18 protein-coding genes are annotated in these 23,642 nt (G+C 65.9%); 15 read left to right on the plus strand and 3 right to left on the minus strand.

Going from position 1 to position 23,642, the window contains the following annotated elements:
- From FHT09_RS18190 to recJ, 10 genes are all read left to right on the plus strand, one after another.
- The gene (locus tag FHT09_RS18190; protein WP_181141342.1) at positions 1-255 is read left to right on the plus strand and encodes a DUF6587 family protein; all 255 of its coding nucleotides are present in this window, start codon (positions 1-3) and stop codon (positions 253-255) included.
- Positions 256-574: 319 nt separating this feature from the next.
- Complete coding sequence (locus tag FHT09_RS18195) at positions 575-1,777, plus strand: PLP-dependent aminotransferase family protein (RefSeq protein WP_104606408.1); 1,203 nt, start codon at positions 575-577, stop codon at positions 1,775-1,777.
- A complete protein-coding gene (locus FHT09_RS18200) occupies positions 1,774-2,496 on the plus strand; it encodes an MOSC domain-containing protein (RefSeq protein ID WP_104606407.1) in 723 nt (240 codons plus the stop codon). Before FHT09_RS18195 ends, FHT09_RS18200 begins: the two co-directional genes overlap by 4 nt.
- 359 nt (positions 2,497-2,855) lie before the next feature.
- The gene (gene dapB / locus FHT09_RS18205; RefSeq protein ID WP_104606406.1) at positions 2,856-3,572 is read left to right on the plus strand and encodes a 4-hydroxy-tetrahydrodipicolinate reductase; all 717 of its coding nucleotides are present in this window, start codon (positions 2,856-2,858) and stop codon (positions 3,570-3,572) included.
- A gap of 240 nt (positions 3,573-3,812) precedes the next feature.
- Entirely contained in the window at positions 3,813-4,946 is a 1,134-nt protein-coding gene (carA, locus tag FHT09_RS18210) for a glutamine-hydrolyzing carbamoyl-phosphate synthase small subunit (protein ID WP_104537510.1), read from the plus strand.
- Between the two features lie 11 nt (positions 4,947-4,957).
- Positions 4,958-5,299 carry a type II secretion system protein M gene (locus FHT09_RS18215; protein ID WP_258077227.1) on the plus strand — a complete coding sequence of 114 codons (342 nt, stop codon included), beginning with the start codon at positions 4,958-4,960 and terminating at the stop codon, positions 5,297-5,299.
- Positions 5,300-5,413: 114 nt separating this feature from the next.
- Positions 5,414-8,656 carry a carbamoyl-phosphate synthase large subunit gene (gene carB, locus FHT09_RS18220; protein WP_104606404.1) on the plus strand — a complete coding sequence of 1,081 codons (3,243 nt, stop codon included), beginning with the start codon at positions 5,414-5,416 and terminating at the stop codon, positions 8,654-8,656.
- Between the two features lie 8 nt (positions 8,657-8,664).
- Positions 8,665-9,129, plus strand: a complete 465-nt coding sequence (gene greA, locus FHT09_RS18225) for a transcription elongation factor GreA (protein WP_016903166.1) — start codon at positions 8,665-8,667, stop codon at positions 9,127-9,129.
- A 30-nt stretch (positions 9,130-9,159) separates the two neighbouring features.
- A complete protein-coding gene (locus FHT09_RS18230; protein WP_104606403.1) occupies positions 9,160-10,080 on the plus strand; it encodes a phosphoglycerate mutase in 921 nt (306 codons plus the stop codon).
- The gene (recJ, locus tag FHT09_RS18235) at positions 10,077-11,816 is read left to right on the plus strand and encodes a single-stranded-DNA-specific exonuclease RecJ (RefSeq protein WP_104606402.1); all 1,740 of its coding nucleotides are present in this window, start codon (positions 10,077-10,079) and stop codon (positions 11,814-11,816) included. The genes FHT09_RS18230 and recJ overlap by 4 nt, the downstream gene beginning before the upstream one ends.
- Before the next feature lie 592 nt (positions 11,817-12,408).
- On the opposite strand, the gene FHT09_RS18240 is transcribed toward recJ, so the two are convergent.
- From FHT09_RS18240 to FHT09_RS18250, 3 genes are all read right to left on the minus strand, one after another.
- Positions 12,409-13,446, minus strand: a complete 1,038-nt coding sequence (locus tag FHT09_RS18240; protein WP_104606401.1) for a DUF1176 domain-containing protein — start codon at positions 13,444-13,446, stop codon at positions 12,409-12,411.
- 100 nt (positions 13,447-13,546) lie between these two features.
- The gene (locus FHT09_RS18245; protein WP_104606400.1) at positions 13,547-14,755 is read right to left on the minus strand and encodes an acyltransferase family protein; all 1,209 of its coding nucleotides are present in this window, start codon (positions 14,753-14,755) and stop codon (positions 13,547-13,549) included.
- A 188-nt stretch (positions 14,756-14,943) separates the two neighbouring features.
- A complete protein-coding gene (locus tag FHT09_RS18250; RefSeq protein WP_104606399.1) occupies positions 14,944-16,140 on the minus strand; it encodes an acyltransferase family protein in 1,197 nt (398 codons plus the stop codon).
- A 209-nt stretch (positions 16,141-16,349) separates the two neighbouring features.
- Here FHT09_RS18250 and FHT09_RS18255 point away from each other — a divergent pair, with 209 nt between their 5' ends.
- From FHT09_RS18255 to FHT09_RS18275, 5 genes are all read left to right on the plus strand, one after another.
- On the plus strand, positions 16,350-17,198 hold the full coding sequence (locus FHT09_RS18255) for a LytTR family DNA-binding domain-containing protein (protein WP_258077226.1): 849 nt from the start codon (positions 16,350-16,352) through the stop codon (positions 17,196-17,198).
- Positions 17,199-17,271: 73 nt separating this feature from the next.
- Positions 17,272-18,397 (plus strand): peptide chain release factor 2 gene (prfB, locus tag FHT09_RS18260; protein WP_100224782.1). Its coding sequence is split into 2 segments (ribosomal slippage): positions 17,272-17,346 and positions 17,348-18,397, totalling 1,125 coding nucleotides; the frame shifts between segments, so codons are not numbered across the junction.
- Positions 18,398-18,605: 208 nt separating this feature from the next.
- Entirely contained in the window at positions 18,606-20,123 is a 1,518-nt protein-coding gene (gene lysS, locus FHT09_RS18265; RefSeq protein ID WP_104606397.1) for a lysine--tRNA ligase, read from the plus strand.
- Positions 20,124-20,264: 141 nt separating this feature from the next.
- On the plus strand, positions 20,265-21,401 hold the full coding sequence (locus tag FHT09_RS18270) for a two-component system response regulator (RefSeq protein ID WP_024937712.1): 1,137 nt from the start codon (positions 20,265-20,267) through the stop codon (positions 21,399-21,401).
- A 4-nt stretch (positions 21,402-21,405) separates the two neighbouring features.
- Positions 21,406-23,604, plus strand: coding sequence for an ATP-binding protein (locus FHT09_RS18275; RefSeq protein ID WP_104537499.1), 2,199 nt, complete (start codon positions 21,406-21,408; stop codon positions 23,602-23,604).
- Positions 23,605-23,642 lie beyond the last annotated feature (38 nt).

A 23,642-nucleotide genomic window follows, 5' to 3' on the forward strand; every position in this document is an offset into this window, starting at 1 on the left:
GTGGATCTGTCGCTCACGCTGCAATACCTGGTCATCGCCCTGGTGGTGTTGCTCAGTCTGTGGGTGGTGATGAAGAAACAATTCCCCGGCACGCTGCGGCGTCTGCGCAGCATGCTGGCGCTGGGTCTGCTGCGCGACGGGCGACCTGCGTGGATGCGGGCGCTGGGTCGCCGCGTGGCCCCGCCGGTCGCCCAGGACGCCGCGGCCTGCGGTGGCTGCGACAGTTGCGGGCCGGCGCCGCCACGTCGTCACTGACGCGCGGAAGCGGTGCCTGTCATCGGCACCGGCCGACCTGGCCCGCCGCCCGGCCGACCTGCGCACGCAGCGCGTGTCGGCAGAAGCAGGCGACATCCTGCGCGGCGCGATGCGCGTATTGCGGTTGTCTTGCCGGCTGGCGTCGACGCGCGTGCATGGCATCACTGCATCGCGTGTTCGGTCGCGTCACTGCGACCCAGGCAAGCGTCGTAACGCGTGGCGATGATCGGTGCAGCAGCGATACCGTCACTGGCCGAGTGGCGTCGTCGACGCTGCAGTGCACAGCGCGTCGGCCACAGGCCTTCGCTATGCTTGCGCGATGACGACCTCCTTCCAGATCTCCCGACGTGCGCAGGCGCTGACCAGTTCGGCGATTCGCGAAATCCTCAAGGTGACCGAGCGGCCGGAGGTCATTTCTTTCGCCGGCGGGCTGCCGTCGCCGGCCACCTTTCCGGTGGAGCGCATGCGCGCGGCCAGCGATCAGGTGCTGCGCGATGCGCCGCAGGCCGCGCTGCAATACGGCCCCACCGAAGGCTATGCGCCGCTGCGCGAATGGGTAGCGGCACGCCTGAGCCGCGACGGCGCCAGCATCCGGCCCAGCCAGGTGTTGATCACCACCGGCTCGCAGCAGGGCCTGGACCTGCTCGGCAAGGTCTTCATCGACGAAGGCAGCAAGGTGCTGGTGGAAACGCCGAGCTACCTGGGCGCGTTGCAGGCGTTCTCGCTGTTCCAGCCGAGCTTCGTCGGCATGCCCTCGGACGAGGACGGGGTGGTGGTGGACGCGCTGGATCCTGCAGTGCTGGCCGATGCGCGCTTTCTGTATTGCCTGCCGAATTTCCAGAACCCCACCGGTCGCCGGCTGCCGCTGGTGCGCCGCCAGGCCCTGGTGGCGCGGGCGGCGGAGGCGGGCGTGCCGATCGTCGAAGACGACCCGTATGGCGAGCTTTACTACAGCGGCCAGCCATTGCCGAGCCTGTTGTCGCTCAACCCGGAGGGGGTGATCTACATGGGTTCGTTCTCCAAGGTGCTCGCGCCCGGGTTGCGGCTGGGCTATGTGGTCGCGCCCGAAGCGGTGCTGGGCAAGCTGGTCCAGGCCAAGCAGGCGGCCGATCTGCATACGCCGTCGTTCACCCAGCGCGTGGTCCACCAGACGCTGCAGGACGATTTTCTGGACACGCACATCCCGCAGATCCGCGCGCTGTACGCGCGTCAATGCAGCCTGATGCTGGAGGCACTGGATCGGCATTTCCCACCCCAGGTGCAATGGAATCGCCCCGAAGGCGGCATGTTCCTGTGGGTGACCCTGCCGCCCGGGCTGGACGGCACCGCGCTGCTGGCGCGTGCGATCGCGCGCAATGTGGCGTTCGTGCCGGGCGCGCCGTTCTACGCCACCCTGCCGCAGGTCAATACCCTGCGGCTGTCGTTCGTCACCGTGCCCGGCGACAGGATCGACGCCGGCATCCAGGTCCTGGGCGAGGTGCTGCGCGAGGCGCTGGCCGAATTGCCCGGGCACGGCGCGTGAGCACGCAGACCGCTGGCGTGCAGGCGCCTGCGCTCGTGATCACCATCGACAGCGTCGCGATCGGTGTCACACGCGACTTCACCCGCCCCGGCAGCCGCAGCGCGATCGACAAGCGGACCGTGGACGGCACGCTGCGCGTCGGTCCCGACGGTCTGCAGGGCGACGAGCAGGGCGACCGGCGTGTGCATGGCGGGCCGGACAAGGCGATCCATCACTATCCGCGCGATCACTATGCCGCCTGGCAGGCCGAGCTCGGTGCGCATGCGTTGCTGGAGACCGCCGGCGCATTCGGCGAGAACCTGAGCAGCCGCGGCCTCACCGAAGCCGACGTCTGTCTGGGCGATCGCTTTGCATTGGGCACGGCGGTGGTGGAAGTGTCGCAACTGCGTCAGCCATGCTGGAAGCTGTCCGACCGTTTCGGCCTGCGCGACATGGCGCGCCGCGTGCAGGACACCGGCCGCACCGGCTGGTATTACCGCGTGCTGCAGCCCGGCGACGTTGCGGCCGGCGACATGCTGACACTGCAGCAGCGACCGCATCCGCAATGGACGCTGTCGCGCCTGCAACAGCTGCTGTATGCGCGCGATGTCGATGTCGCCGCCATCACCGATGTGCTGCAGCTGCCGCTGGTGCCGTCATGGCAGGCGCTATTCGAACGCCGCCTGCAACGCCGCGAAATAGAGAGCTGGAGCAAACGCCTGCACGGCGCAAGCGACTGAGAGCGGCCAACACCATTGCGCGCGATCAAAGGCCGCAGCCGCGCCAGGTGCAGCGTGTGCCATGCGTCCTCTTCAATGTCCTTACCAGCGTGCAGCGGCGCAGCCCTCACCAACCCATGGCCGCTCGCTACGTCGTGTGCCGACCACCACGCGCACCCCACGGACGCCACCAAGCCAAAGCGCCATAGCACGTAAAACGCGCACACCCGCATCCGCTCTTACGATTCCCTAATCCCCCATCCCGATTCCCGGCTCCAACGATTCCCTAATCCCGATTCCCGATTCCCGGCTTTTACAATTCCCGATTCCCGATTCCCAGCTATCTTGTACAACCCACCCCGCCTAGCTAGCCTGCCGCCATGACAACGTCTCCTGTGAAAGTTTTGATCCACGGCGCCTCCGGGCGGATGGGCAAGGCATTGCTGCGCCTGGCTGCCGAAGACGAGGCGCTGCACGTCGTCGGTGCGGTGGTGGGGCGTTCGCCTTCGCAGCGCGTGGTGGACGGCGTGCCGTACTTCGCCGCCAGCGAACTCGGCGGTGCGCCGGCCTTCGATGTGGCGATCGACTTCAGCCTGCCGCAGGGTTTTGCACCGATCCTGGCCTTGTGCGCGCAGCGCGGCAAACCGCTGGTGTCCGGCACCACCGGCCTGGATGAGGCGCAGCGCGCCGCGTTGCTGGAGGCCGCGCAACAGATCCCGTTGGTGTGGGCGTCCAACTTCAGCCTGGGCGTTGCGGTGCTGACCGAACTGGTGGAGCGTGCCGCCGGCAGCCTGCCCGGCTGGGATTGCGACATCGTCGAAGCGCATCACGTGCACAAGCAGGACGCACCCTCCGGAACCGCACTGACGCTGGGGGAGGCGGCCACCGGCAGCGGCGCGCAGCCGCGCTTTGCCAGCCTGCGCGCCGGCGACATCGTCGGCGAGCACACGGTGCAGTTCACCGGGCTGGGCGAGCGGCTGGAGCTGGTGCACCGCGCCACCAACCGCGACATCTTCGCGCGCGGTGCCCTGCATGCGGCCAAGCGGCTGCTCGGCAAGCCGGCCGGCAGCTATCGCGTGCGCGATCTGGTGCTGTAACCGGGCGCGTTGCCGCATGTGAATGGCGAATGATCGCCGTTGCGCATTCATCCCGCCATCGCGATGGCGCCACGGCAACCGGTGTTCTCCAGGCTGGCATGCCGGGACACTTGCCTTTACAATTCTCGCTTGCCCGAACCAGCGTCGGACCGGTCCTCAGCACCGCGTCCGCGCTTTGCTGCAACCGGAATTTGGCCGGAAGCGCATCGGAGTCCCAGGCAGCCAGAGCGAGACCCCCACGTGACCCAACCCGCAATCCTTGTCCTCGAAGACGGCACCGTGTTCGAGGGCGAATCCGTAGGCGCCAACGGGCTTTCCGTCGGCGAAGTGGTGTTTAACACCGCCATGACCGGTTACCAGGAAGTCCTGACCGATCCCTCCTACGCCCGCCAGATGGTCACGCTGACCTATCCGCATATCGGCAACACCGGCTTTACCGATCAGGATGACGAGGCCAGCAAGATCTGGGCCGCCGGCCTGATCGTGCGCGACGTGCCGCGTCGCCCCAGCAGCTGGCGCAGCGAAGTCGCACTGCCGGAGTGGCTGCAGGCCCGCGGTGTGGTGGCCATTTCCGGCATCGACACCCGCAAGCTGACCCGCCTGTTGCGGCAGAAGGGCGCCCAGAACGGCGCACTGATGGCCGGCGAGATCGATGTCGCCAAGGCGCTGGAAGCCGCGCGCAGCTTCCCCGGCCTGAAGGGCATGGACCTGGCCAAGGTGGTTTCCACCCAGACCAGCTACCGCTGGCAGGAAGGCTCGCTGGATCTGGATTCCGACACGTTCGTGCGCGCCGAGCTGAAGCACAAGGTTGTTGCTTACGATTACGGCGTCAAGCTCAACATCCTGCGCATGCTGGCCGACCGTGGGTGCGACGTCACCGTGGTGCCGGCGCGCACGCCGGTGGCCGAGGTGCTGGCGATGCAGCCCGATGGCGTGTTCCTGTCCAACGGCCCGGGCGACCCGGAGCCCTGCGACTACGCCATCAGCGCCATCCAGGAACTGATCGCCAGGCAGGTGCCCACCTTCGGTATCTGCCTGGGCCATCAGCTGCTGGCGCTGGCCGCCGGCGCGCGTACGGTCAAGATGACCACCGGCCATCACGGCGCCAACCATCCGGTGCAGGATCTGGACGGCGGGCGGGTGATGATCACCTCGCAGAACCATGGCTTTGCGGTCGACGAAAGCACGCTGCCGGCCAATGTGCGGGTGACCCATCGGTCGCTGTTCGACGGCACCAATCAGGGCATCGCGCTGACCGACGCCCCTGCGTTCTCGTTCCAGGGCCACCCGGAAGCCTCGCCGGGCCCGCGCGATGTGGGGCCGTTGTTCGATCGGTTCGTGGAGTTGATGGCCAAGGATGCCAAGCGCGCATGAGCGCTCGTTTGATGGGCGTGCTGATCGTGCTGATGGGCATTGCCCTGACGTATTGGGGCGTGTGGATGCCGCTGGAGCAGGCACGCGCCGGTGCCGAGTCGATCACGCTGCACGGCGGCATGAAGCTGGCTTTGCTGGTGCCGATGTGCTTGGTTTTCGGCGTCGGCTATGTGGCGGGAGGGGAGTCCTTTCACCATCGCATGCAGAACACCGACCCGGACAAGGTCCGTCGCTGGGGCAAGACCTCCGCGATCGGCTGGCTGCTGATCCTGGGCAGCTTTGCCGCGTCCTTCGGGCTGTATCAATGGCTTCAGCACACCCTGCGCGCCCTGGGCTATGGATCTGCCGGATGAACCAGGCGTTCGGCTCTGCCGAGTCGATGCACTATCACGCCGCGTCGCGATGCGATCGCCGCGGCCACTCTTCCGCACCTGCGGCTCGCCGCATGTTCCTAATCGAGTAAAGAAATGCCAAAGCGCACCGACCTAAAAACCATCCTGATCATCGGCGCCGGCCCGATCGTCATCGGCCAGGCCTGCGAGTTCGACTACTCCGGCGCGCAGGCGTGCAAGGCGCTGCGCGACGAGGGCTATCGTGTGGTGCTGGTCAACAGCAATCCGGCCACGATCATGACCGACCCGGATATGGCCGATGCGGTGTACATCGAGCCGATCAACTGGCAGACGGTCGAGAAGATCATCGCCAAGGAACAGCCCGACGCCCTGCTGCCGACCATGGGCGGGCAGACCGCGCTGAACTGCGCGCTGGATCTGGCCGACCACGGCGTGCTGGAGAAGTACAACGTCGAGCTGATCGGCGCCAAGCGCGAAGCCATCCGCATGGCCGAAGACCGCGAGCTGTTCCGCGTGGCGATGGGCGAGATCGGCCTGGATTGCCCCCGCGCCGAAGTGGCGCACACGCTGGAAGAGGCGCTGGATATCCAGACCCGGGTCGGCTACCCGACCATCATCCGTCCCAGCTTCACCCTGGGCGGCAGCGGCGGCGGCATCGCCTACAACCGCGAAGAGCTGATCGAGATCGTCGGCCGTGGCCTGGAACTGTCGCCGACCACCGAAGTGCTGGTGGAAGAATCGGTGCTGGGCTGGAAGGAATTCGAGATGGAGGTGGTCCGCGACACCGCGGACAACTGCATCATCGTCTGCGCGATCGAAAACCTCGACCCGATGGGCGTGCATACCGGCGACTCGATCACCGTGGCGCCGGCGCAGACGCTGACCGACAAGGAATACCAGCGCCTGCGCGATGCCTCGATCGCGGTGCTGCGCAAGATCGGTGTGGATACCGGCGGCTCCAACGTGCAGTTCGGCATCAGCCCGACCACCGGCCGCGTTGTGGTGATCGAGATGAACCCGCGCGTGTCGCGCTCCTCGGCGCTGGCGTCCAAGGCGACCGGCTTCCCGATCGCCAAGGTCGCCGCCAAGCTGGCGGTGGGCTACACGCTGGACGAATTGAAGAACGAGATCACCGGTGGCCTGACCCCGGCCTCGTTCGAGCCGTCGATCGACTACGTGGTCACCAAGATTCCGCGCTTCGCGTTTGAAAAGTTCCCGCAGGCCGATGCGCGCCTGACCACGCAGATGAAGTCGGTGGGCGAGGTGATGGCGATGGGCCGCACCTTCCAGGAGTCGCTGCAGAAGGCGTTGCGTGGGCTGGAAACCGGCAAGATCGGGCTGGACCCGACCGGCCTGGATCTGAGCAGCAAAGACGATATCGCCGCGCTCAAGCGCGAGCTCAAGGCGCCGGGTCCGGAGCGTCTGTTCTATGTCGCCGACGCCTTCCGCGCCGGCATGAGCGTGGCCGATGTCTATGCGCTGTCGTTCATCGACCCGTGGTTCCTGGATCAGATCGAAGAACTGATCAGCCACGAGCAGCAACTGGCCGACGACGGCATGCCGGCACTGGATGCGGCGCGTCTGCGCACGCTCAAGCGCGCCGGTTTCTCCGATGCGCGTCTGGCCGAGCTGACCGGCACCAATGAAGAATCGGTGCGCACGCTGCGTCGCGCGCTGAAGGTGCGCCCGGTCTACAAGCGCGTGGATTCCTGCGCCGCCGAGTTCGCCACCAGCACCGCGTATCTGTATTCGACCTACGAGGACGAGTGCGAGGCGCTGCCGACCGACCGCGACAAGATCATGATCCTGGGCGGTGGCCCCAACCGCATCGGCCAGGGCATCGAGTTCGACTACTGCTGCGTGCATGCGGCGCTGGCGCTGCGCGACGACGGCTACGAGACCATCATGGTCAACTGCAACCCGGAGACCGTGTCCACCGATTACGACACCTCCGACCGCCTGTACTTCGAGCCGCTGACGCTGGAAGACGTGCTGGAAATCGTCGAGCTGGAAAAACCCAAGGGCGTGATCGTGCAGTACGGCGGCCAGACCCCGCTGAAGCTGGCGCGCGCGCTGGAAGCCAATGGCGTGCCGGTGATCGGCACCTCGCCCGATTCGATCGATCTGGCCGAAGACCGCGAGCGCTTCCAGCAACTGGTCGACAAGCTGGGCCTGAAGCAGCCGCCGAACCGCATTGCCCGCAATGCCGAGGAAGCCCTGGTGCTGGCGCGCGAAGTCGGCTACCCGCTGGTGGTGCGCCCGAGCTACGTGCTCGGCGGCCGCGCGATGGAGATCGTCTACGGCGAATCCGATCTGGCGCGCTATGTGCGCGATGCGGTCAAGGTGTCCAACGATTCGCCGGTGCTGCTGGACCGCTTCCTCGACAATGCGGTGGAAGTGGACGTGGACATCATTGCCGACAAGGACGGCAACGTGCTGATCGGCGGGTTGATGGAACACATCGAAGAGGCCGGCGTGCATTCGGGCGATTCGTCCTGCTCGTTGCCGCCATATTCGCTCTCGCCCAAGACCCAGGCCGAGCTGCGCCGTCAGGTGGTGATGCTGGCCGAAGGCCTGAACGTGGTCGGCCTGATGAATACCCAGTTTGCGGTGCAGGTGAACGAGGCCGGCGACGATGTGGTGTTCCTGCTGGAAGTGAACCCGCGTGCCTCGCGCACCGTGCCGTTCGTGTCCAAGGCGATCGGCATGCCGCTGGCCAAGATCGCCGCACGCTGCATGGCCGGCAAGACGCTGGCCGAGCAGGGCGCCACCAAGGAGATCGTGCCGGGCTATTACTCGGTGAAGGAGGCAATCTTCCCGTTCGCCAAGTTCCAGGGCGTGGATCCGATCCTAGGGCCGGAGATGCGCTCCACCGGTGAGGTGATGGGTGTGGGCCGCAGCTTCAGCGCCGCGTTTGCGCGCGCGCAGGAGGCCGGCGGCATCAAGGCGCCGCCGGTGGGCAAGGCGTTCGTATCGGTGCGCGATCCGGACAAGCAGCGCGTGTTGCCGGTGGCGCAGGCGCTGGTGGAGCGTGGCTATACGCTGGTCGCCACGCGCGGCACCGGTGCCTGGCTGCAGCAGAACGGGCTGAGCTGCGAGATCGTCAACAAGGTCGCCGAAGGGCGCCCGCATATCGTCGATTCGATCAAGAACGGCGAGATCGTGTATATCGTCAACACCACCGAAGGTCGCGCCGCCATCTCCGACTCGTTCTCGATCCGGCGTGAAGCGTTGCAGCATCGCGTGACCTATTCGACCACTGTTGCCGGCGCCAAGGCGCTGGTGCATTCGCTGGAATTCCGCGGCACCGGCCCTGTCTGGTCGCTGCAGGAACTGCACAAGGAGTTGGAAGCATGAGAGCACCCATGACGGCAAAGGGCGCGCAGCGCCTGCGCGAAGAGCTGGACCAGCTGAAGTCGGTCAAGCGTCCGGCGGTGATCAACGCGATCGCCGAAGCGCGCGCGCACGGCGATCTGAAGGAAAATGCCGAGTACCACGCCGCGCGCGAGCAGCAAAGCTTCATCGAAGGCCGCATCAAGCAGCTGGAAGGCGAGCTCTCGCATGCCGAGATCATCGACATCACCAAGCTGTCGGCCGGCAACAAGATCGTGTTCGGCGCCACGGTGACCCTGGCCGACACCGAAACCGACGAAGAGAAGCGCTACCAGATCGTTGGCGATCTGGAAGCGGACATCAAGCTGGGCATGATCGCGATCTCCTCGCCGCTGGCACGTGCGTTGATTGGCAAGCTGGAAGGCGACTCGGTCACCATCGATGCGCCGGCCGGCCAGCGCGAGTACGAAGTGGTCAGCGTTGCCTATCTGGACTGATTGGCCGGGATTGAACGACGCCACCGCCCGATGACCACCGCCACGCTGCTGCTGCCGGAAAAACGCCGCCTGCCCGGTGAACTGGGCGACACGCCGGTGGCGCGCGCGCTGGCGCGTGCCGATCAGCAAAGCGCCGAGTCCGGCGAAGTGGCGCAGCTGCAGCGCCACTTCACGCTGACGCCAGCGCACTGGCCGGTGGCCGCGTTGACCCGCCAACTCGATGCCGGCGATGCGGCCGGTGCGACCTGGGTGCGTGCCGATCCGGCCTACGTGGTGCCGGATATGCAGGGCGCGCGCTTGATGGGCTACGGCGAGGCGCTCGGCCCCACTGCCGAGGATCTGGCAGTGTTGCTGCCCCTCCTCAAGCCGATGTTCGGCGATGCCGGTTTCCTGCTGGATGCGCCCACGCCTGCGCGCTGGTATCTGCGGCTGTCGCCGGATGCCACGTTGCCGGAATTTGCGCCACCGGATCTGGCGATCGGCGACGACCTGTTCGAACATCTGCCGGCCGGCGAGATCGGCCGGCGCTGGCGTGCCTTGCTGACCGAGGCGCAGGTGCTGCTGCATCAGCATCCCTGGAACGAGGGCCGCGTGGCCAGCGGCAAACCGGCGATCAATTCGCTGTGGTTCTGGGGCGGCGGCGCGCTGCCGCATGCGGTGAGCTCGCCGCACCGTCAGGTGCGCAGCCGCGAGTCGCTGCTGCGTGCGCTGGCGCTGGCCGCCGGTGCCGATGCGCAGGGCGAACAACGCGTGGATGCATTGGTGGACCTGCGCCATCTGCGCTCGCTGCAGCGGGTCAGCGACGACGCGGTGGCGCCGTTGCTGGCGGCAATGGCGCGTGGCGAACTGGATCGGCTGGTGCTGGATTTCCAGGATGGCGAAACCGTGTCGCTGACGCATGCGCAACGCTGGCGTTTCTGGCGCAAGCCGCGCGTACAGCTGGCGCAATGACCTCAACCCCGCGGATCGTCCGGCGCCCGCCCGGGCAGGCCGGCAGCTGGCCCGATGCCATGTTGCCGCTGCTGCGCCGCATCTATGCCGCGCGCGGCGTCACCGATACGCAAGGCGCGCACCCGCGCCTGGGTCAATTGCTGTCGCCGCAGTTGCTGCACAACAGCGACGTTGCGGCCGAGTTGCTGGCCGATGCGATCGCCCAGCAGCGGCGCATCCTGGTGGTCGGCGATTTCGACTGCGACGGCGCCACCGCCTGTGCGGTCGGCGTGCGTGGCCTGCGCATGCTTGGCGCGCTGGATGTGCATCACGCCGTGCCAAATCGCATGGTGCATGGCTACGGCCTGTCGCCGGCACTGGTGGAGGAGCTGGCCGCATTGCAGCCGGATCTGCTGGTCACGGTCGATCACGGCATTGCCTGCCACGCCGGCGTGGCCGCCGCCAAGGCGCGCGGCTGGACGGTGCTGGTCACCGACCACCACTTGCCTGGCGAGGTATTGCCGCCGGCCGATGCGATCGTCGATCCGAATCTGGCCAACGATCGCTTTCCGAGCAAATCCTTGGCTGGGGTCGGGGTGATCTTCTACGTGCTGATGGCCTTGCGCGGCGTGCTGCGTGCGCGCGGCGCCTTCGCCGAACGGGCCGAACCGGATCTGTCGGTATTGCTGGACCTGGTGGCCGTCGGCACCGTCGCCGATCTGGTGCCGCTGGACACCAACAACCGTGCGCTGGTGTCGGCCGGCCTGCGCCGCCTGCGCGAGGGCAAGGGTTGCATCGGCCTGCGCGCCTTGATCGACGCCAGCGGCCGCGACGTTGCGCGTCTGAGTGCCAGCGACATCGGATTTGCGTTGGGTCCGCGTCTGAACGCGGCCGGCCGGCTGGAAGACATGGCGCTGGGCATCGAGCTGCTGCTCAGCGAGGACTGGAACCGTGCGCGCGAGATCGCCGGCACCCTGGAACAGATCAACGCCGAGCGCCGCGCGGTGCAGCAGTTGATGACCGACGATGCCGAGCAGGCCGTCGCCAAGGTGGTGCTGGATGCCGATGGTGAGTTGCCGATCGCCGCGTGCCTGTTCGATGCCGACTGGCACCCGGGCGTGATCGGCCTGGTCGCCTCCAAACTCAAGGACCGCCTGCATCGCCCGGTGATTGCATTGGCGCCGGCCGAGCCGGGCAGCAGTCAGCTGCGCGGTTCGGCGCGCTCGATCCCCGGCCTGCACATCCGCGACGTGCTGGCGGCCGTGGATGCGCGCCACCCGGGCCTGATCCAGAAGTTCGGCGGGCATGCGATGGCGGCCGGGCTGAGTCTGGAGCATGCCGCGCTTGCGAGCTTCCAGCAGGCATTCCAGCGCCAGGTGCAGGCAATGGTCGACGCCTCGCTGCTGCATGCCGAATTGCATAGCGACGGCGAACTGGCCGCGCACGAACTTGATCACCTGCATGCCGAGGCGCTGCGCGTGGCGGGGCCGTGGGGGCAGGGCTTTCCCGAGCCGCTGTTCGATGGTCGGTTCGAAGTGCTGCAATGGCGCCTGCTCAAGGAACGCCATCTCAAGCTCACGCTGCGCTGCGCCGGCCGCGCCGAACCGCTCAACGCTATCCACTTCAACGGCTGGCGCGGCAGCGAGCCGGCACGCTTGTTGCGGCTGGCGTACCGCCTGGTCAGCGACGACTATCGCGGCGGCACGGCGGTGCAGTTGATCGTCGAACACAGCGAGCCGGTAACAGCCGCTGGCTGAGCGCGCGGCTGTCAATGGCTGGCTTCGGTAGGGGCGACAGCGCGTCCGGGGATCGGCTGCTCGGCTCGGTCAGACATCCTGTCTGACTCGCCGCCGCGGCACATCCCTGTGCCGCTCTCCGCCAATCCCCGGCCACGCTGGCGCCTCGGCCTGTCGTTTCCACGACCTGGTCAGGGCAGGCCAATCCACCATCTTGTTTTCAAGATTCGCGATGACGACTCTGTAGGTGTTCGGACGCGCCCTGATCCAAGAAATACGCGTCATGCTCGGCTTGCAACCACGCACACCGACCATCTGGACAGGTCCTTGCCCGCTCACCGTCGCGGGACCTTGAGCGGCATGGATGCCGCGCCAGAGCCTACACGGACGTACTTGCGGCGTGCTCCGCGAGGGTGGGCGGGCAAGGGCCCTGCAGCCAGGCCGCACATCAACCGCTCTACACGGGACGGCGCACTCGCAGGCGACCTATACGCGGTGGTAAATGCCCTGAGAACCGCATCCCTGACGGTCGCAAGGTGATCACGCTGGCGGCTCAAAGCGTCTTTCAAGACCCTGCAAGCGCACATCGGCGCTCGCACTCTCCTAGCTCCGATCAGGGCGACGTCTTGACCTCGGTCACCAAGGTCGGCAATTCCCACGCCCCGCCAGCGGCCACCAGCCGGCACAGGCCGGAGGTGGATTTGGAGGTCGGCACGAAACGGCGGCCGTCCCAGGTCCAGCTGGCCTGGCTGTAGCAGTCGCCCAGGCCGCGGCCCTTGTGCGATGCAAGGATGGTGGAGCCGTCGATATCGCTGGCTTGCGTGGTCACCAACGTCGGCGCGAACGGCGCGCGTGCATTGATGACCCAAAAGCCGGTGCCGACGTTGTAGGCGCCCATCCAGCAGTCGGTCGACACCAGCAGTTTGTCGCTGCTGAGCCGGGTGACCGTCAGCGGCTCGGCTGCGTCGCCGGCTTGCAGTCCCTTGCATTCCTCGTCGGCCGGCAAGCTGGCACGCAGCGCTTGATAGAGCGCCGGCAGCGTGCCCAGGCGCGTATCGGCCGCTTGCGTTGCTGCGAGTTTGGCCGCGCGTACCTGCGGTGCCGGCACGGCCGGCAGCACTGCAGCCTCGTCGCGATCGCCCTTGCGCACCAGTGCGCCGCGCGTGCCCAGCCGGCCCTGGAATTCGTCCATCTTCAGCAGCACCGCAGCGGCGCCGCGATCGGACAGCTGCCAGCGGCGGCCATCGTTGCCGACCGCCACGATCTTGCTGCTGCGGGTCAGTGCCGCCAGCAGCGCGGTCACCTGCGCGCCGGTCAGCGGCGCGGTGCCGCTGTCGCGATTCAACGCCAGCCTGCCCAGGTCGCGCTGGTCGATGCGCAATGTGAGCGATGCCGGCATCTTGACCTCGTCGTACTGGCCCAGCATCAACTCCGCAGCGACCGGCTGCGTGGCACCGGCCTTGCGCGTCAGCAACACCGATACCGGCGTGCTGTCGTCTCCATCCGGCTGATAGCCGGCAGCGCGGCAGGTGCGGGTGTTGTCGCAGGCGATGGTCCAGTCCTGGTGCTCGAAGGCGATGCCGACCGGCGCATCGGCAAGGGCGGCGACGGGCGCGAGCAACAAGGTGGCGGCAAGCAGGGTAGGGCGCATGGTGTCTTCGAAAGAGCGTGTCCGGCGCGCATCTTGCGTTGCTGCCGACGGGCCGTCCAGTGCGTCGCATGCCGGAGCGGAACATGCCTGCGCAGCACCTTCACGATGGCACCGGCGCGCTGTCGGTCTTGCTCGCCAGGCGCGGCGTGCGCAAGCCGAACAACGGACGCAACCAGCGCACCCGACGGATCGCAAACTCATGCAACGCCAGGCAGCCGATCACGGTGGTGGCGATCACCAGCGCCGGCTCCAGCCAGGCATTCAGATGCAAGGGCATCAGCCAGTACAGCGTCACGATGATCAGGCTCTGGTGCAGGATGTACCACGGGAACACTGCCTCCGTGCAGTAAGGCAGCCAGCGGAACGGGCGATTCAACCGGTGCCTGGCCCAGCCAAGAATCGTCAGCAGTGCCAGCCAGGTGTAGGCGGCACGTGCGCTGTGCTCGATTGCCTCCCACGGCAGCGCGGCCAGCGGTGTACCCAGTTGCGCAGGCTGCCCATGGATGCCGGCATAGCGAATGCCCAGTTCGGCGCCGATCGCCACCAGCGCGGCGACCAAGGTGAGCCAGCGCAGTTGTACGGCCAGCTGCCAGAACCGCTCGCGGCGTGCCAGCAGATATCCCAGCACGAACAGCGGGAACGATTCGGCGTGCACGAACCAGTCGCCGACCAGCGCATGGGTGGGCGGATGGCGCGGCATCACCCACAGCACGCAGAACGTCTCCCACAGGATCGGCAACAGCAGCAGTGCCGGCACCGCCAGCGCAGCGGGCAAGCGAGGCAATGCGGTCAGCTGCAGCGGGCGTGTCAGCGACACCAGCGCCATCAACGCGACGGTATAGGGCAGCAGATAGGCCAGATACCACAGATGGTTCCAGGTGATGCCGTGCTCCCAGCCATCGAAGCTGCCGGCCGGCCACGGCCGCACCTGCCAATAGCGCAACAGGAAGCTGCCGAAGCCCGGGCTGACCTTGCCGTTGCTCACGCCCTGGCAATAGGCCTGCACCGCGACCACCACGAACATGCCGAACAACAGCGGCGGCAGCAATCGTGCGCAGCGCTGCAGGGCGAAGCGCCAGGGCCTGGCCTGCGGCCGCGACAGTCCGATCGCGATGCCGGAGATCATGAACAGCAAGGGCATGCGCCAGCGGTTGAGCACGATCATCGGCCATTGCAGCCACGGCGCCGTGTGTGTGCTCTTGAGGTGGAAATCCCAGTCCGCCACATAGGCCATGCCCACGTGATAGAGGATCAGCAGTGCGAAGGCGAAGACGCGCAAGGCATCGATATCGTGGCGGCGTTCGGTCATGGTCGTGTCGGCAGGAGGCATGCCCGCATCCTCGGCAACTCCGGCCGGTTGCAGGTGCGCCAGGGGCGGCGATGCCGTCCCCGAGTGACCAGTTGCGGTCCTGCAGGGACGAACCGGGGCGGATGTTGGGCGGTTTTGTCCGAAACGCGCGGCTGCATTCCCCAGTCAGAAACCCGGGCCTGGCATTGCTACGCTGCGGTCTTACGCTGTACTGGAGTCGCGGCCCGCCGCGTCGCCATCGCCGACAGGCCAAACAGCGGCCGCAGCCAGCGCTGCCTGCGAATGACCTCATAGGCGGCCAAACACAGCACAACGGTCGCGACGATCAGCGTCGCACTCTCGGCCGGCTGCGGCAGCGCCAATGGTTTCATGGAATGCGCCAGTACCACGATGATCGTCTGGTGCAGGACATACACCGGAAACACGGTAGCGGTGAGATAGCGCAGCACGGCACTATCGGCATGACGGAAACGATAGGCAAAGCCCAGGATGGCGGTAATCGCGCACCACTGTTCGACCGCCCACATGACACGCAAGAGCAGGCGCAGGGCGGTGGGCGCGGGATGCGCATCGTCATAAATGGAGAAGTACCAGGTGTAGATCATCAGCGCATAGCTGCACGAGGCCAGCAGCAGTGCCACCCAGCGCAGGCGCTGTAACGACTCCCAGACGCCGGCCATTGGCGCGATCAGCACCCCGATCAGGAAGACCGGCAGGTACTGCGCGTGGTTGTACCAATCGTCGAACAACCAGTTGGTTGGCTCGAAGCGAGCCAGCAGCATCAGACGCGCAACTGCCAGTAGCGTTATGGGTAGCAGTAACGCGCCCCAGCCCCGGAGTGCGCGCGCGGCCCATGCGCGCAGACGCAGCTTCGCTGCCGCAGGAAGCAGGCGCCAGAGCAGCCACGCCACCAGGGTGTACGCCCACAGGTAGGGCAAGAACCACAGGTGATTCCAGGTGGGCAGGCGCAGACAGTCGCCATCGGCACCACAAAAGCCTTGGTAGGCGCTCAGATACTTGGCATAAAACGCCAGGTAGCCCTGGTGGTAGCCGCCGGGCAATTGTTCGACGACTTGATAGTAGGACTGTGGTGGCACGATCACGGCCATACCGAACAGCAGCGGCAGCAGCAGCTGGCGCGAACGTCGGTACAGCAAGCCCTGGGGCGTGTTGCTCAGCATGAAGGCGGTGGCGACACCGGAAATCAGGAACAGCAGCGACATCCGCCACGGGCTGCTGAGCAGCATGACGGGCTCCAGCATCAGGTGGGTCCTGGGACTTTTGACGTGCCAGTCCCAGGTCACGTAGTACATCCCGACGTGATAAAGCACCAACAGACCAAACGCGATGACGCGCAGCCAGTCCAGATCATGACGCCTTTGCATTGGCTGCCTCTGCCACCGTGGAGATGCCCGAACTACATGGGCTGACGCAGCAGGCGACCAGCGGGGAGGGACGAAACAGCGATCTTCAGGGACGAATGGGCTCAGCCATGGGGTGAGGATCGGCGCTGCCAGCCTAGAATATGGGCATGAGTAACGACCCGGCACGTACGACCCTAGAGCGCTTTCTGCCTTGGCAGCGCAGCGCAGGCATGTCCTTCTGGCTGATGGTGTTGGCGATCAACGCCAGCGGCAACGCCGTCACTGAATTGATGGATCGCCGGCGCGCCGGGCTGCCGGTCCAGAGCTGGGAACCCTGGGTATGGGAGATCTCCAGCGGCCTTGTCTGGCTGCTGATGCTCGTCCCCGTCATTGCCTGGTTCACGCGGAAGCTGCCGTTGCATCTGGATACCTGGTGGCGCCGGCTGCCCTGGTATCTGTTGGCCAGCATGGTGGTCTCGGTGGTGCATGTCCTGACGATGGTCGGCCTGCGCATGCTGACCTATCGGCTGCTGGGCGGGCATTACGACTTTGGCGCGTGGCCGCAGGAATTGTTCTACGAGTACCTCAAGGACGTGCGCACCTTCGCGATCATCGTTGCGTGCATGCACGGCTATCGGTTTTTGCTGCGCCGTCTGCAGGGCGAGGTGCGGTTGCTGGCCGCGCCGGACGAAGGCCAGCCGGTCGAGCCGCTGGATCGCCCGGAACGTTTTCTGGTGCGCAAGCTGGGACGCGATTTCCTGGTCGCTGCCGCCGATATCGAATGGCTGCAGGCGTCGGGTAACTACGTCAATCTGCACGTGCGGGGCCACGATTACCCACTGCGCAGCACGATGGCCGCGATCGAGGCCAGGCTCGACCCGGCCGCGTTCGTGCGCATCCATCGCAGCTACATCGTCAACCTGGGGTGCGTTGTTTCGATCGAGCCGCTGGACGCTGGCGAGGCGCGCGTGCACCTGTCCGGCAATGGCCAGCTGCCGTGCAGCCGTCGTTACCTGGCGTCGCTGCGCCGCGCCGCCGGACAGGCCGACGCGCCAGCGGTGCCGGCTGTGCCGGGCTGAACAGCCTACTCACCGCGTTCCGTCGCCGCCGCCCCCTTGCTAGACTACCGGGCTTGTTTGCCGGAAATCCGTCATGATCGAAACCAATCCGATCCGCCAGCGCATCACCGATCTCAGCGATCGCGTGCTCTCGCTCAGGGGGTATCTTTGACTACGACGTCAAGAAAGAGCGTCTAGAAGAAGTCAGCCGGGAGCTTGAGAGCCCCGACGTGTGGAACGACGCCGAGCGTGCGCAGGCCCTGGGTCGCGAGCGCTCGCTGCTGGAAAAAACCGTCATCGGCATCGCCGATGTGCTGGCCGGCCTGAGCGATGCCGGCGATCTGCTGGAATTGGCCGAAAGCGAGCAGGACGAAGACACCGCGGTGGCGGTAATCGCCGATCTGGACAAGTACCAGACCCATGTCGAAAAGCTGGAATTCCAGCGCATGTTCTCCGGCCAGATGGACGGCGCCAACGCGTTTGTCGACATCCAGGCCGGCGCCGGCGGCACCGAGGCGCAGGACTGGGCGGAGATCCTGCTGCGTATGTACCTGCGCTGGGCCGAGTCGCGCGGCTGGAAGACCGAGCTGATGGAAGTGTCCGGCGGCGAAGTGGCAGGCATCAAGTCGGCCACGATCCGCATCGAGGGCGAGTACGCCTATGGCTGGCTGAAGACCGAGATCGGCGTGCACCGGCTGGTGCGCAAGTCGCCGTTCGATTCGGACAACCGCCGGCATACCAGCTTCACCTCGGTGTTCGTGTCGCCGGAAGTGGACGACAACATCGAGATCGACATCAATCCGGCCGATCTGCGTACCGACGTGTATCGCTCCTCGGGTGCCGGTGGTCAGCACGTCAACAAGACCGAATCGGCGGTGCGTATCACGCATATCCCGACCAACACCGTGGTCGCCTGCCAGACCGGCCGCAGCCAGCACCAGAACCGCGACAACGCGATGAAGATGCTGGCCGCCAAGTTGTACGAGTTGGAGGTGCAAAAGCGCAATGTCGAGCGAGACGCGCTGGAAGCCACCAAGTCCGACATCGGCTGGGGCAGTCAGATCCGCAATTACGTGCTCGATCAGAGCCGCATCAAGGATCTGCGTACCGGCATCGAACGCAGCGATACGCAGAAAGTGCTCGACGGCGATCTGGACGAATTCGTCGAGGCCAGCCTCAAGGCCGGTCTGGCGGCAGGCTCCAAGCGCCTGGATGCCTGATCGCACGGCGACGTCGCTGCGCCTGCCGTGCAGCGACGTCTCCGCGCCTGCCGCCACGCGTGCAGCGCAATGCAGCGCGACGCATCGCCACGCAGTCCCGTTGCGCCGTGCAGTTGGCACCGATACACCGTAAAACGCAGGAACCGGCCAGCCCGGTTCCGCATTCTCCACCGGGCACGCGCCCGACCCACAGCAGACCGATTCCGCCATGACCGAGCAGACCCCCGCGCCGCAGATCCCCGCCGACGAGAACAGCCTCATCGCCGAGCGTCGCGCGAAACTGGGCGCGTTGCGCGGCCAGGGCATCGCCTATCCCAACGATTTCGTGCGCGAACATTTCGCCGGCGATCTGCAGGCCGAATTCGCCGATGCCGACACCTGGACCCCCGAGGCGCTGGAAGCGACCGGACGCACGGTCAGGATGGCTGGGCGCCTGATGGCCAAGCGGGTGATGGGCAAGGCCAGCTTTGCGCAGATCCAGGACGAGTCCGGGCGAGTGCAGCTGTTCCTGCAGGGCAATGTGCTCGGCGATGCCTATACCGCGTTCAAGGGCTGGGATGTCGGCGACATCGTGGCAGTGGAGGGCGGGCTGACCCGCACCAAGACCGGCGAGCTGTCGGTCAAGGCCAGCGCGCTACGCCTGCTGACCAAGTCGTTGCGTCCGTTGCCGGACAAGTGGCATGGCTTGTCGGACGTGGAGCAGCGCTATCGCCAGCGCTATGTCGACCTGATCGTCACCCCGGAAGCGCGCGAGGTCTTCATCAAGCGCTCCAAGATCATTCGCGCGATGCGCGCGTGGCTGGATGCGCGCCGCTTCCTGGAAGTGGAGACGCCGATGATGCATTACATCCCCGGCGGCGCCACCGCCAAGCCGTTCACCACCCACCACAACGCGCTGGATCTGGACCTGTACCTGCGCGTGGCGCCGGAGCTGTACCTCAAGCGCCTGGTGGTCGGTGGACTGGAGCGGGTCTACGAGATCAACCGCAACTTCCGCAACGAGGGCGTGTCGACCCGGCACAACCCCGAGTTCACCATGCTCGAGCTCTACGAGGCCTATGCCACGTACCACGAGATCATGGATCTGACCGAACAGGTGATCCGGGACACTGCCCAGTCGGTCCTCGGCACCACCCAGGTCAACTGGGACGGCGCCGACATCGATCTGGCGCCGGCTTTCCGGCGCTGGCGCATGGATGAGGCCGTTCGTCACCACAATCCTCAGATCAGCGCGGTCGATTGCACCGACCGCGATGCGCTGCTGCGCCACTGCGAGCGGCTGAAGATCAAGGTCAAGCCGTCCTACGGCTGGGGCAAGCTGTTGCTGGAAATCTTCGAGGCCACCGTGGAACACACCCTGGTGCAGCCGACCTTCATCACCGACCACCCGGTCGAGGTGTCGCCACTGGCGCGCTCCAGCGACACCGAGCCGGGGTACACCGACCGCTTCGAGCTGTTCATCAACGGCAAGGAGCTGGCTAACGGCTTCTCCGAGTTGAACGACCCGGAAGACCAGGCCGCGCGCTTTCAGGCGCAGGTGCAGGCCAAGGACGGTGGCGACGACGAGGCGATGCATTACGACGCCGATTACATCCGTGCGTTGGAGTACGGCATGGCGCCGACCGGCGGCCTGGGCATCGGCATCGACCGCCTGGTGATGCTGCTGACCGGCAGCACCTCGATCCGCGATGTGCTGCTGTTTCCGTACATGCGCCCGGAAGCCTGATCATTATTTGTGTCGTCGGCGTGCCGACGGCACAGATACTGCATATCCTAGAGCGGAGCCCCGAATGGCGTATTGTCGGGGGAGCCGGCACAGCTGCCGGCGTCATCGCTTTTCCGTTCTCAGGATAGAGGAGCAACGGCTATGCAGGATGTTTTGGGTAATCTTGCCGGCGTATCGTCGGCGGATCCATCGGGAAGCTGGTCGGAAAAGGCGGATCTGGGATTGAACATCGTCATTGTCGATGACCAGATGTCTGCGCGGACGATGCTGCGCCACGTCATCGAGGACATCGCACCGGAATTGAAGGTCCACGATTTCGGCGACCCGCTCGACGCCTTGGCGTGGTGCGAGGCCGGACGGGTGGACTTGTTGCTGCTCGACTACCGCATGCCCGGCATGGATGGCCTGGAATTTGCCCGGCGTCTGCGCCGGTTGCCCAGCCATCGCGATATTCCGATCATCCTGATCACCATCGTCGGCGACGAGCCGATCCGGCAGGCGGCGCTGGAAGCGGGCGTGATCGATTTCCTGGTCAAGCCGATCCGCCCGCGCGAACTGCGCGCGCGCTGCGCAAATTTGCTGCAGTTGCGTCAGCAGAGCGAAAGCGTCAAGCAGCGTGCGCTGTCGCTGGAGCAGCGTCTGCTGGCCAGCATGAACGAGGTCGAAGAGCGCGAACGCGAAACGCTGTCGCGGCTGGCGCGCGCCATCGAGTACCGCGACTCGGGCACCAGCGCCTTCCTGGAGCGCATGTCGCACGTGGCCGGCCTGATCGCCGAGCAGCTCGGGTTGTCGGAAGAGGAGGTGCGCATCATCGAGATGGCCGCACCGCTGCACGACATGGGCAAGATCGCCATTCCCGATGCGGTGCTGCTCAAGCCGGGCAAGCTCACCGACGACGAGATGAGCATCATGAAGCGGCATCCGCGAATCGGCTACGAGCTGCTCAGCGGCAGCCAGAACCGCTTCATCCAGGTGGGGGCCTTGATCGCACTGCGTCACCACGAGCGCTACGACGGTACCGGCTATCCGGATGGACTGGTGGGCGAGGCGATTCCGCTGGAGGCGCGCATCGTGGCGGTGGCCGACGTCTTCGATGCGCTGTTGTCGCCGCGCCCGTACAAGGAGGCCTGGACCATGGACGCCGCGCTGGCCTATCTGTACGCCCAACGGGGTCGCCTGTTCGACCCGCGTTGTGTCGATGCGCTGCTGCGCGGCCGTGCGCAGCTGGACCAGATCTGCGGCGAGTTTTCCACCGCATCGGCTCGACCCGGGGTGTGAGGCTATGAATCCGTTCGGAAGGATCCGGCAGCGGTTGATGAATCGACCTGACAGCGAACATGGTCAGGCGATCGTCCGCATCGTTCTGATCAGCTTGATCCTGTCGTATGTGCTTGTGCCGAGTGTCCGGCACAGCTTGCCGTTGCACCAGCACACGGGTGTGTTGGTCATTGTGCTGACAGGCCTCGGGCTTGGCCTTGCATTGTTCGGATGGCTGCTGTGTCGACCCGACCGCTCGGATGCGCGTCGCATCCTGGGCATGCTGGCCGACTATGGGCTGATGGCGGCCGGCATGATCCAGATGGGCGAGCCGCTGGCCTGGGTCTATGTCGTGGTGATGTGGGTCACCGTCGGTAACGGCCTGCGCTATGGCAACCGTTATCTGTACCTTGCGGTGGCGATGGCGGTGGTGAGTTTCTCCACGACGCTGTCGATGACCGAATATTGGCAACGCAACCAGCGGCTTGGTGCCGGGCTTGCCGTTGGTCTGGCCGCAGTTCCGCTGTATTTCTCCAGTCTTCTGCGGCAGTTGACCCGCGCAACCGCCGAGGCGCGCCGTGCCAGCGAGGCCAAGAGCCGCTTTCTGGCAAACATGAGTCACGAGTTTCGGACACCGCTCAACGGCTTGTCCGGCATGACCGAGGTCTTGGCAACGACCCGTCTGGACGATGAGCAGCGCGAGTGCCTGAAAACGATTCAGGCCTCAACACGCAGTCTGCTTGCGCTGGTAGAGGAGGTGCTGGACATCTCGGCCATCGAAGCCGGCAAGCTCCGCATCAACGCATCCGATTTTGCATTGCGCGATACGCTGCAGGCCATCGCGTTGATCCTGGAACCGCAGGCGAAGACAAAGGGCCTGCACTATCGGGCGAACGTGGCCGAGGATGTGCCAACGCTGTTGCACGGGGATGCGTTGCACCTGCAGCAGATCTTGCTCAATCTGGTGGGCAACGCGGTCAAGTTCACCGATCATGGCCGTGTGCAGCTGACCGTGGCAGTCGGCAATCCTCATGCGGCGATCGCAGGGCATGCCCGCGCGGGGGTCCGCCTGCGGTTCGAGATCCTGGATACAGGGATCGGCGTGCCGGTCGACATGCGCCCGCGACTGTTTGAGGCTTTCGAACAGGCCGATACCGGACTGGCGCGGCGTTTCGAAGGCAGCGGTCTGGGGACGACCATCGCGCGGGGACTGGTCCAGTCGATGGGCGGCGCAATCGGCTTCGAGGAAAACCCGCAAGGCGGTAGCCTGTTCTGGTTCGAGCTTCCGTTCGCTCTGGCGACCGCCAAGCCGGCAACTGCGGCACTGCCCGTGTTGCAGGAAGCCGAGGCCGCCACGATACCGGGCAACGTGATTGCTTTTGCCGATCCATTCCTGCGTCACCGTGCCCGTGTGCGCAGCATGATGATCCTGGTGGCAGACGATCACCTGGCAAACCGCCTTGTCCTGCAGCGGCTATTGCAGAAGGCGGGACATCGGGTGGCCTGCGTGGATGGGGGTGAGGCCGTCCTCGACGCACTGGCCGAAACCGATTACGACGCTGCCATCGTCGACTTGCACATGCCCGGCGTTAGTGGCCTGGACATGCTCAAGCAATTGCGGGTCATGCAGGCGGGCGGCAAACCGGGCACACCGGTCGTGGTGCTGAGTGCCGATGTAACACCCGAGTCGATTCGCAGTTGCGAGCAAGCCGGTGCTTATGCATTTCTGGCAAAGCCCGTTGCAGCGGTCAAGTTGCTGGACACCTTGGCCGACATCGCGGTCAACCAGAAGTTACGTCAGAACGATCTGACGATTGGTCTGCGTGGCCCGGCGTTGAGCGGTGTCGTGCTCGATCCTGCCGTGCTGGACGAACTGGCCGCACTGGGCATGGGGAAAGAATTCGAACGCGAGTTCATTCAACAGTGCCTCAGCGATGCGGCCGCCTGTGTAGTGCAGCTCGGCAAGGCCGCCGCCGACCAGGACTGGGAGCGGTTACGCGAGCATGCGCATGCGGTCAAGGGCGTTTCCAGCAATCTCGGGCTGGTTGGACTGGCCGAGCAGGGTGGTGAGCTGATGCGTCTTTCCGAAGCGCAGTTACGCGCCGAATGGCGTCAGCGGCTGGAGCAACTCGATAGCGGATTGATGCAGGGACGCGAAGCGCTTGCCTTGCGCGCACAGAAGACATCCGACGACGACGTCACGGGTAAGGGCGATCCCGGCTGAGCAAAGCCCGGCCATCGGCCGGGCCTGATTCCCCCAGT

It is taken from the genome of Xanthomonas sp. CFBP 8152, assembly GCF_014199025.1.
Lineage (GTDB): Bacteria > Pseudomonadota > Gammaproteobacteria > Xanthomonadales > Xanthomonadaceae > Xanthomonas > Xanthomonas arboricola_B.

Coding starts and splice junctions, on each gene's coding strand:
- FHT09_RS18195 (WP_104606408.1), top strand. CDS start 575: ATGACGACCTCCTTCCAGATCTCCCGACGTGCGCAGGCGCTGACCAGT.
- dapB (WP_104606406.1), top strand. CDS start 2,856: ATGACAACGTCTCCTGTGAAAGTTTTGATCCACGGCGCCTCCGGGCGG.
- FHT09_RS18215 (WP_258077227.1), top strand. CDS start 4,958: ATGGGCGTGCTGATCGTGCTGATGGGCATTGCCCTGACGTATTGGGGC.
- carB (WP_104606404.1), top strand. CDS start 5,414: ATGCCAAAGCGCACCGACCTAAAAACCATCCTGATCATCGGCGCCGGC.
- greA (WP_016903166.1), top strand. CDS start 8,665: ATGACGGCAAAGGGCGCGCAGCGCCTGCGCGAAGAGCTGGACCAGCTG.
- FHT09_RS18230 (WP_104606403.1), top strand. CDS start 9,160: ATGACCACCGCCACGCTGCTGCTGCCGGAAAAACGCCGCCTGCCCGGT.
- recJ (WP_104606402.1), top strand. CDS start 10,077: ATGACCTCAACCCCGCGGATCGTCCGGCGCCCGCCCGGGCAGGCCGGC.
- FHT09_RS18240 (WP_104606401.1), bottom strand. CDS start 13,446: ATGCGCCCTACCCTGCTTGCCGCCACCTTGTTGCTCGCGCCCGTCGCC.
- FHT09_RS18245 (WP_104606400.1), bottom strand. CDS start 14,755: ATGACCGAACGCCGCCACGATATCGATGCCTTGCGCGTCTTCGCCTTC.
- FHT09_RS18250 (WP_104606399.1), bottom strand. CDS start 16,140: ATGCAAAGGCGTCATGATCTGGACTGGCTGCGCGTCATCGCGTTTGGT.
- FHT09_RS18255 (WP_258077226.1), top strand. CDS start 16,350: ATGTCCTTCTGGCTGATGGTGTTGGCGATCAACGCCAGCGGCAACGCC.
- lysS (WP_104606397.1), top strand. CDS start 18,606: ATGACCGAGCAGACCCCCGCGCCGCAGATCCCCGCCGACGAGAACAGC.
- FHT09_RS18270 (WP_024937712.1), top strand. CDS start 20,265: ATGCAGGATGTTTTGGGTAATCTTGCCGGCGTATCGTCGGCGGATCCA.
- FHT09_RS18275 (WP_104537499.1), top strand. CDS start 21,406: ATGAATCCGTTCGGAAGGATCCGGCAGCGGTTGATGAATCGACCTGAC.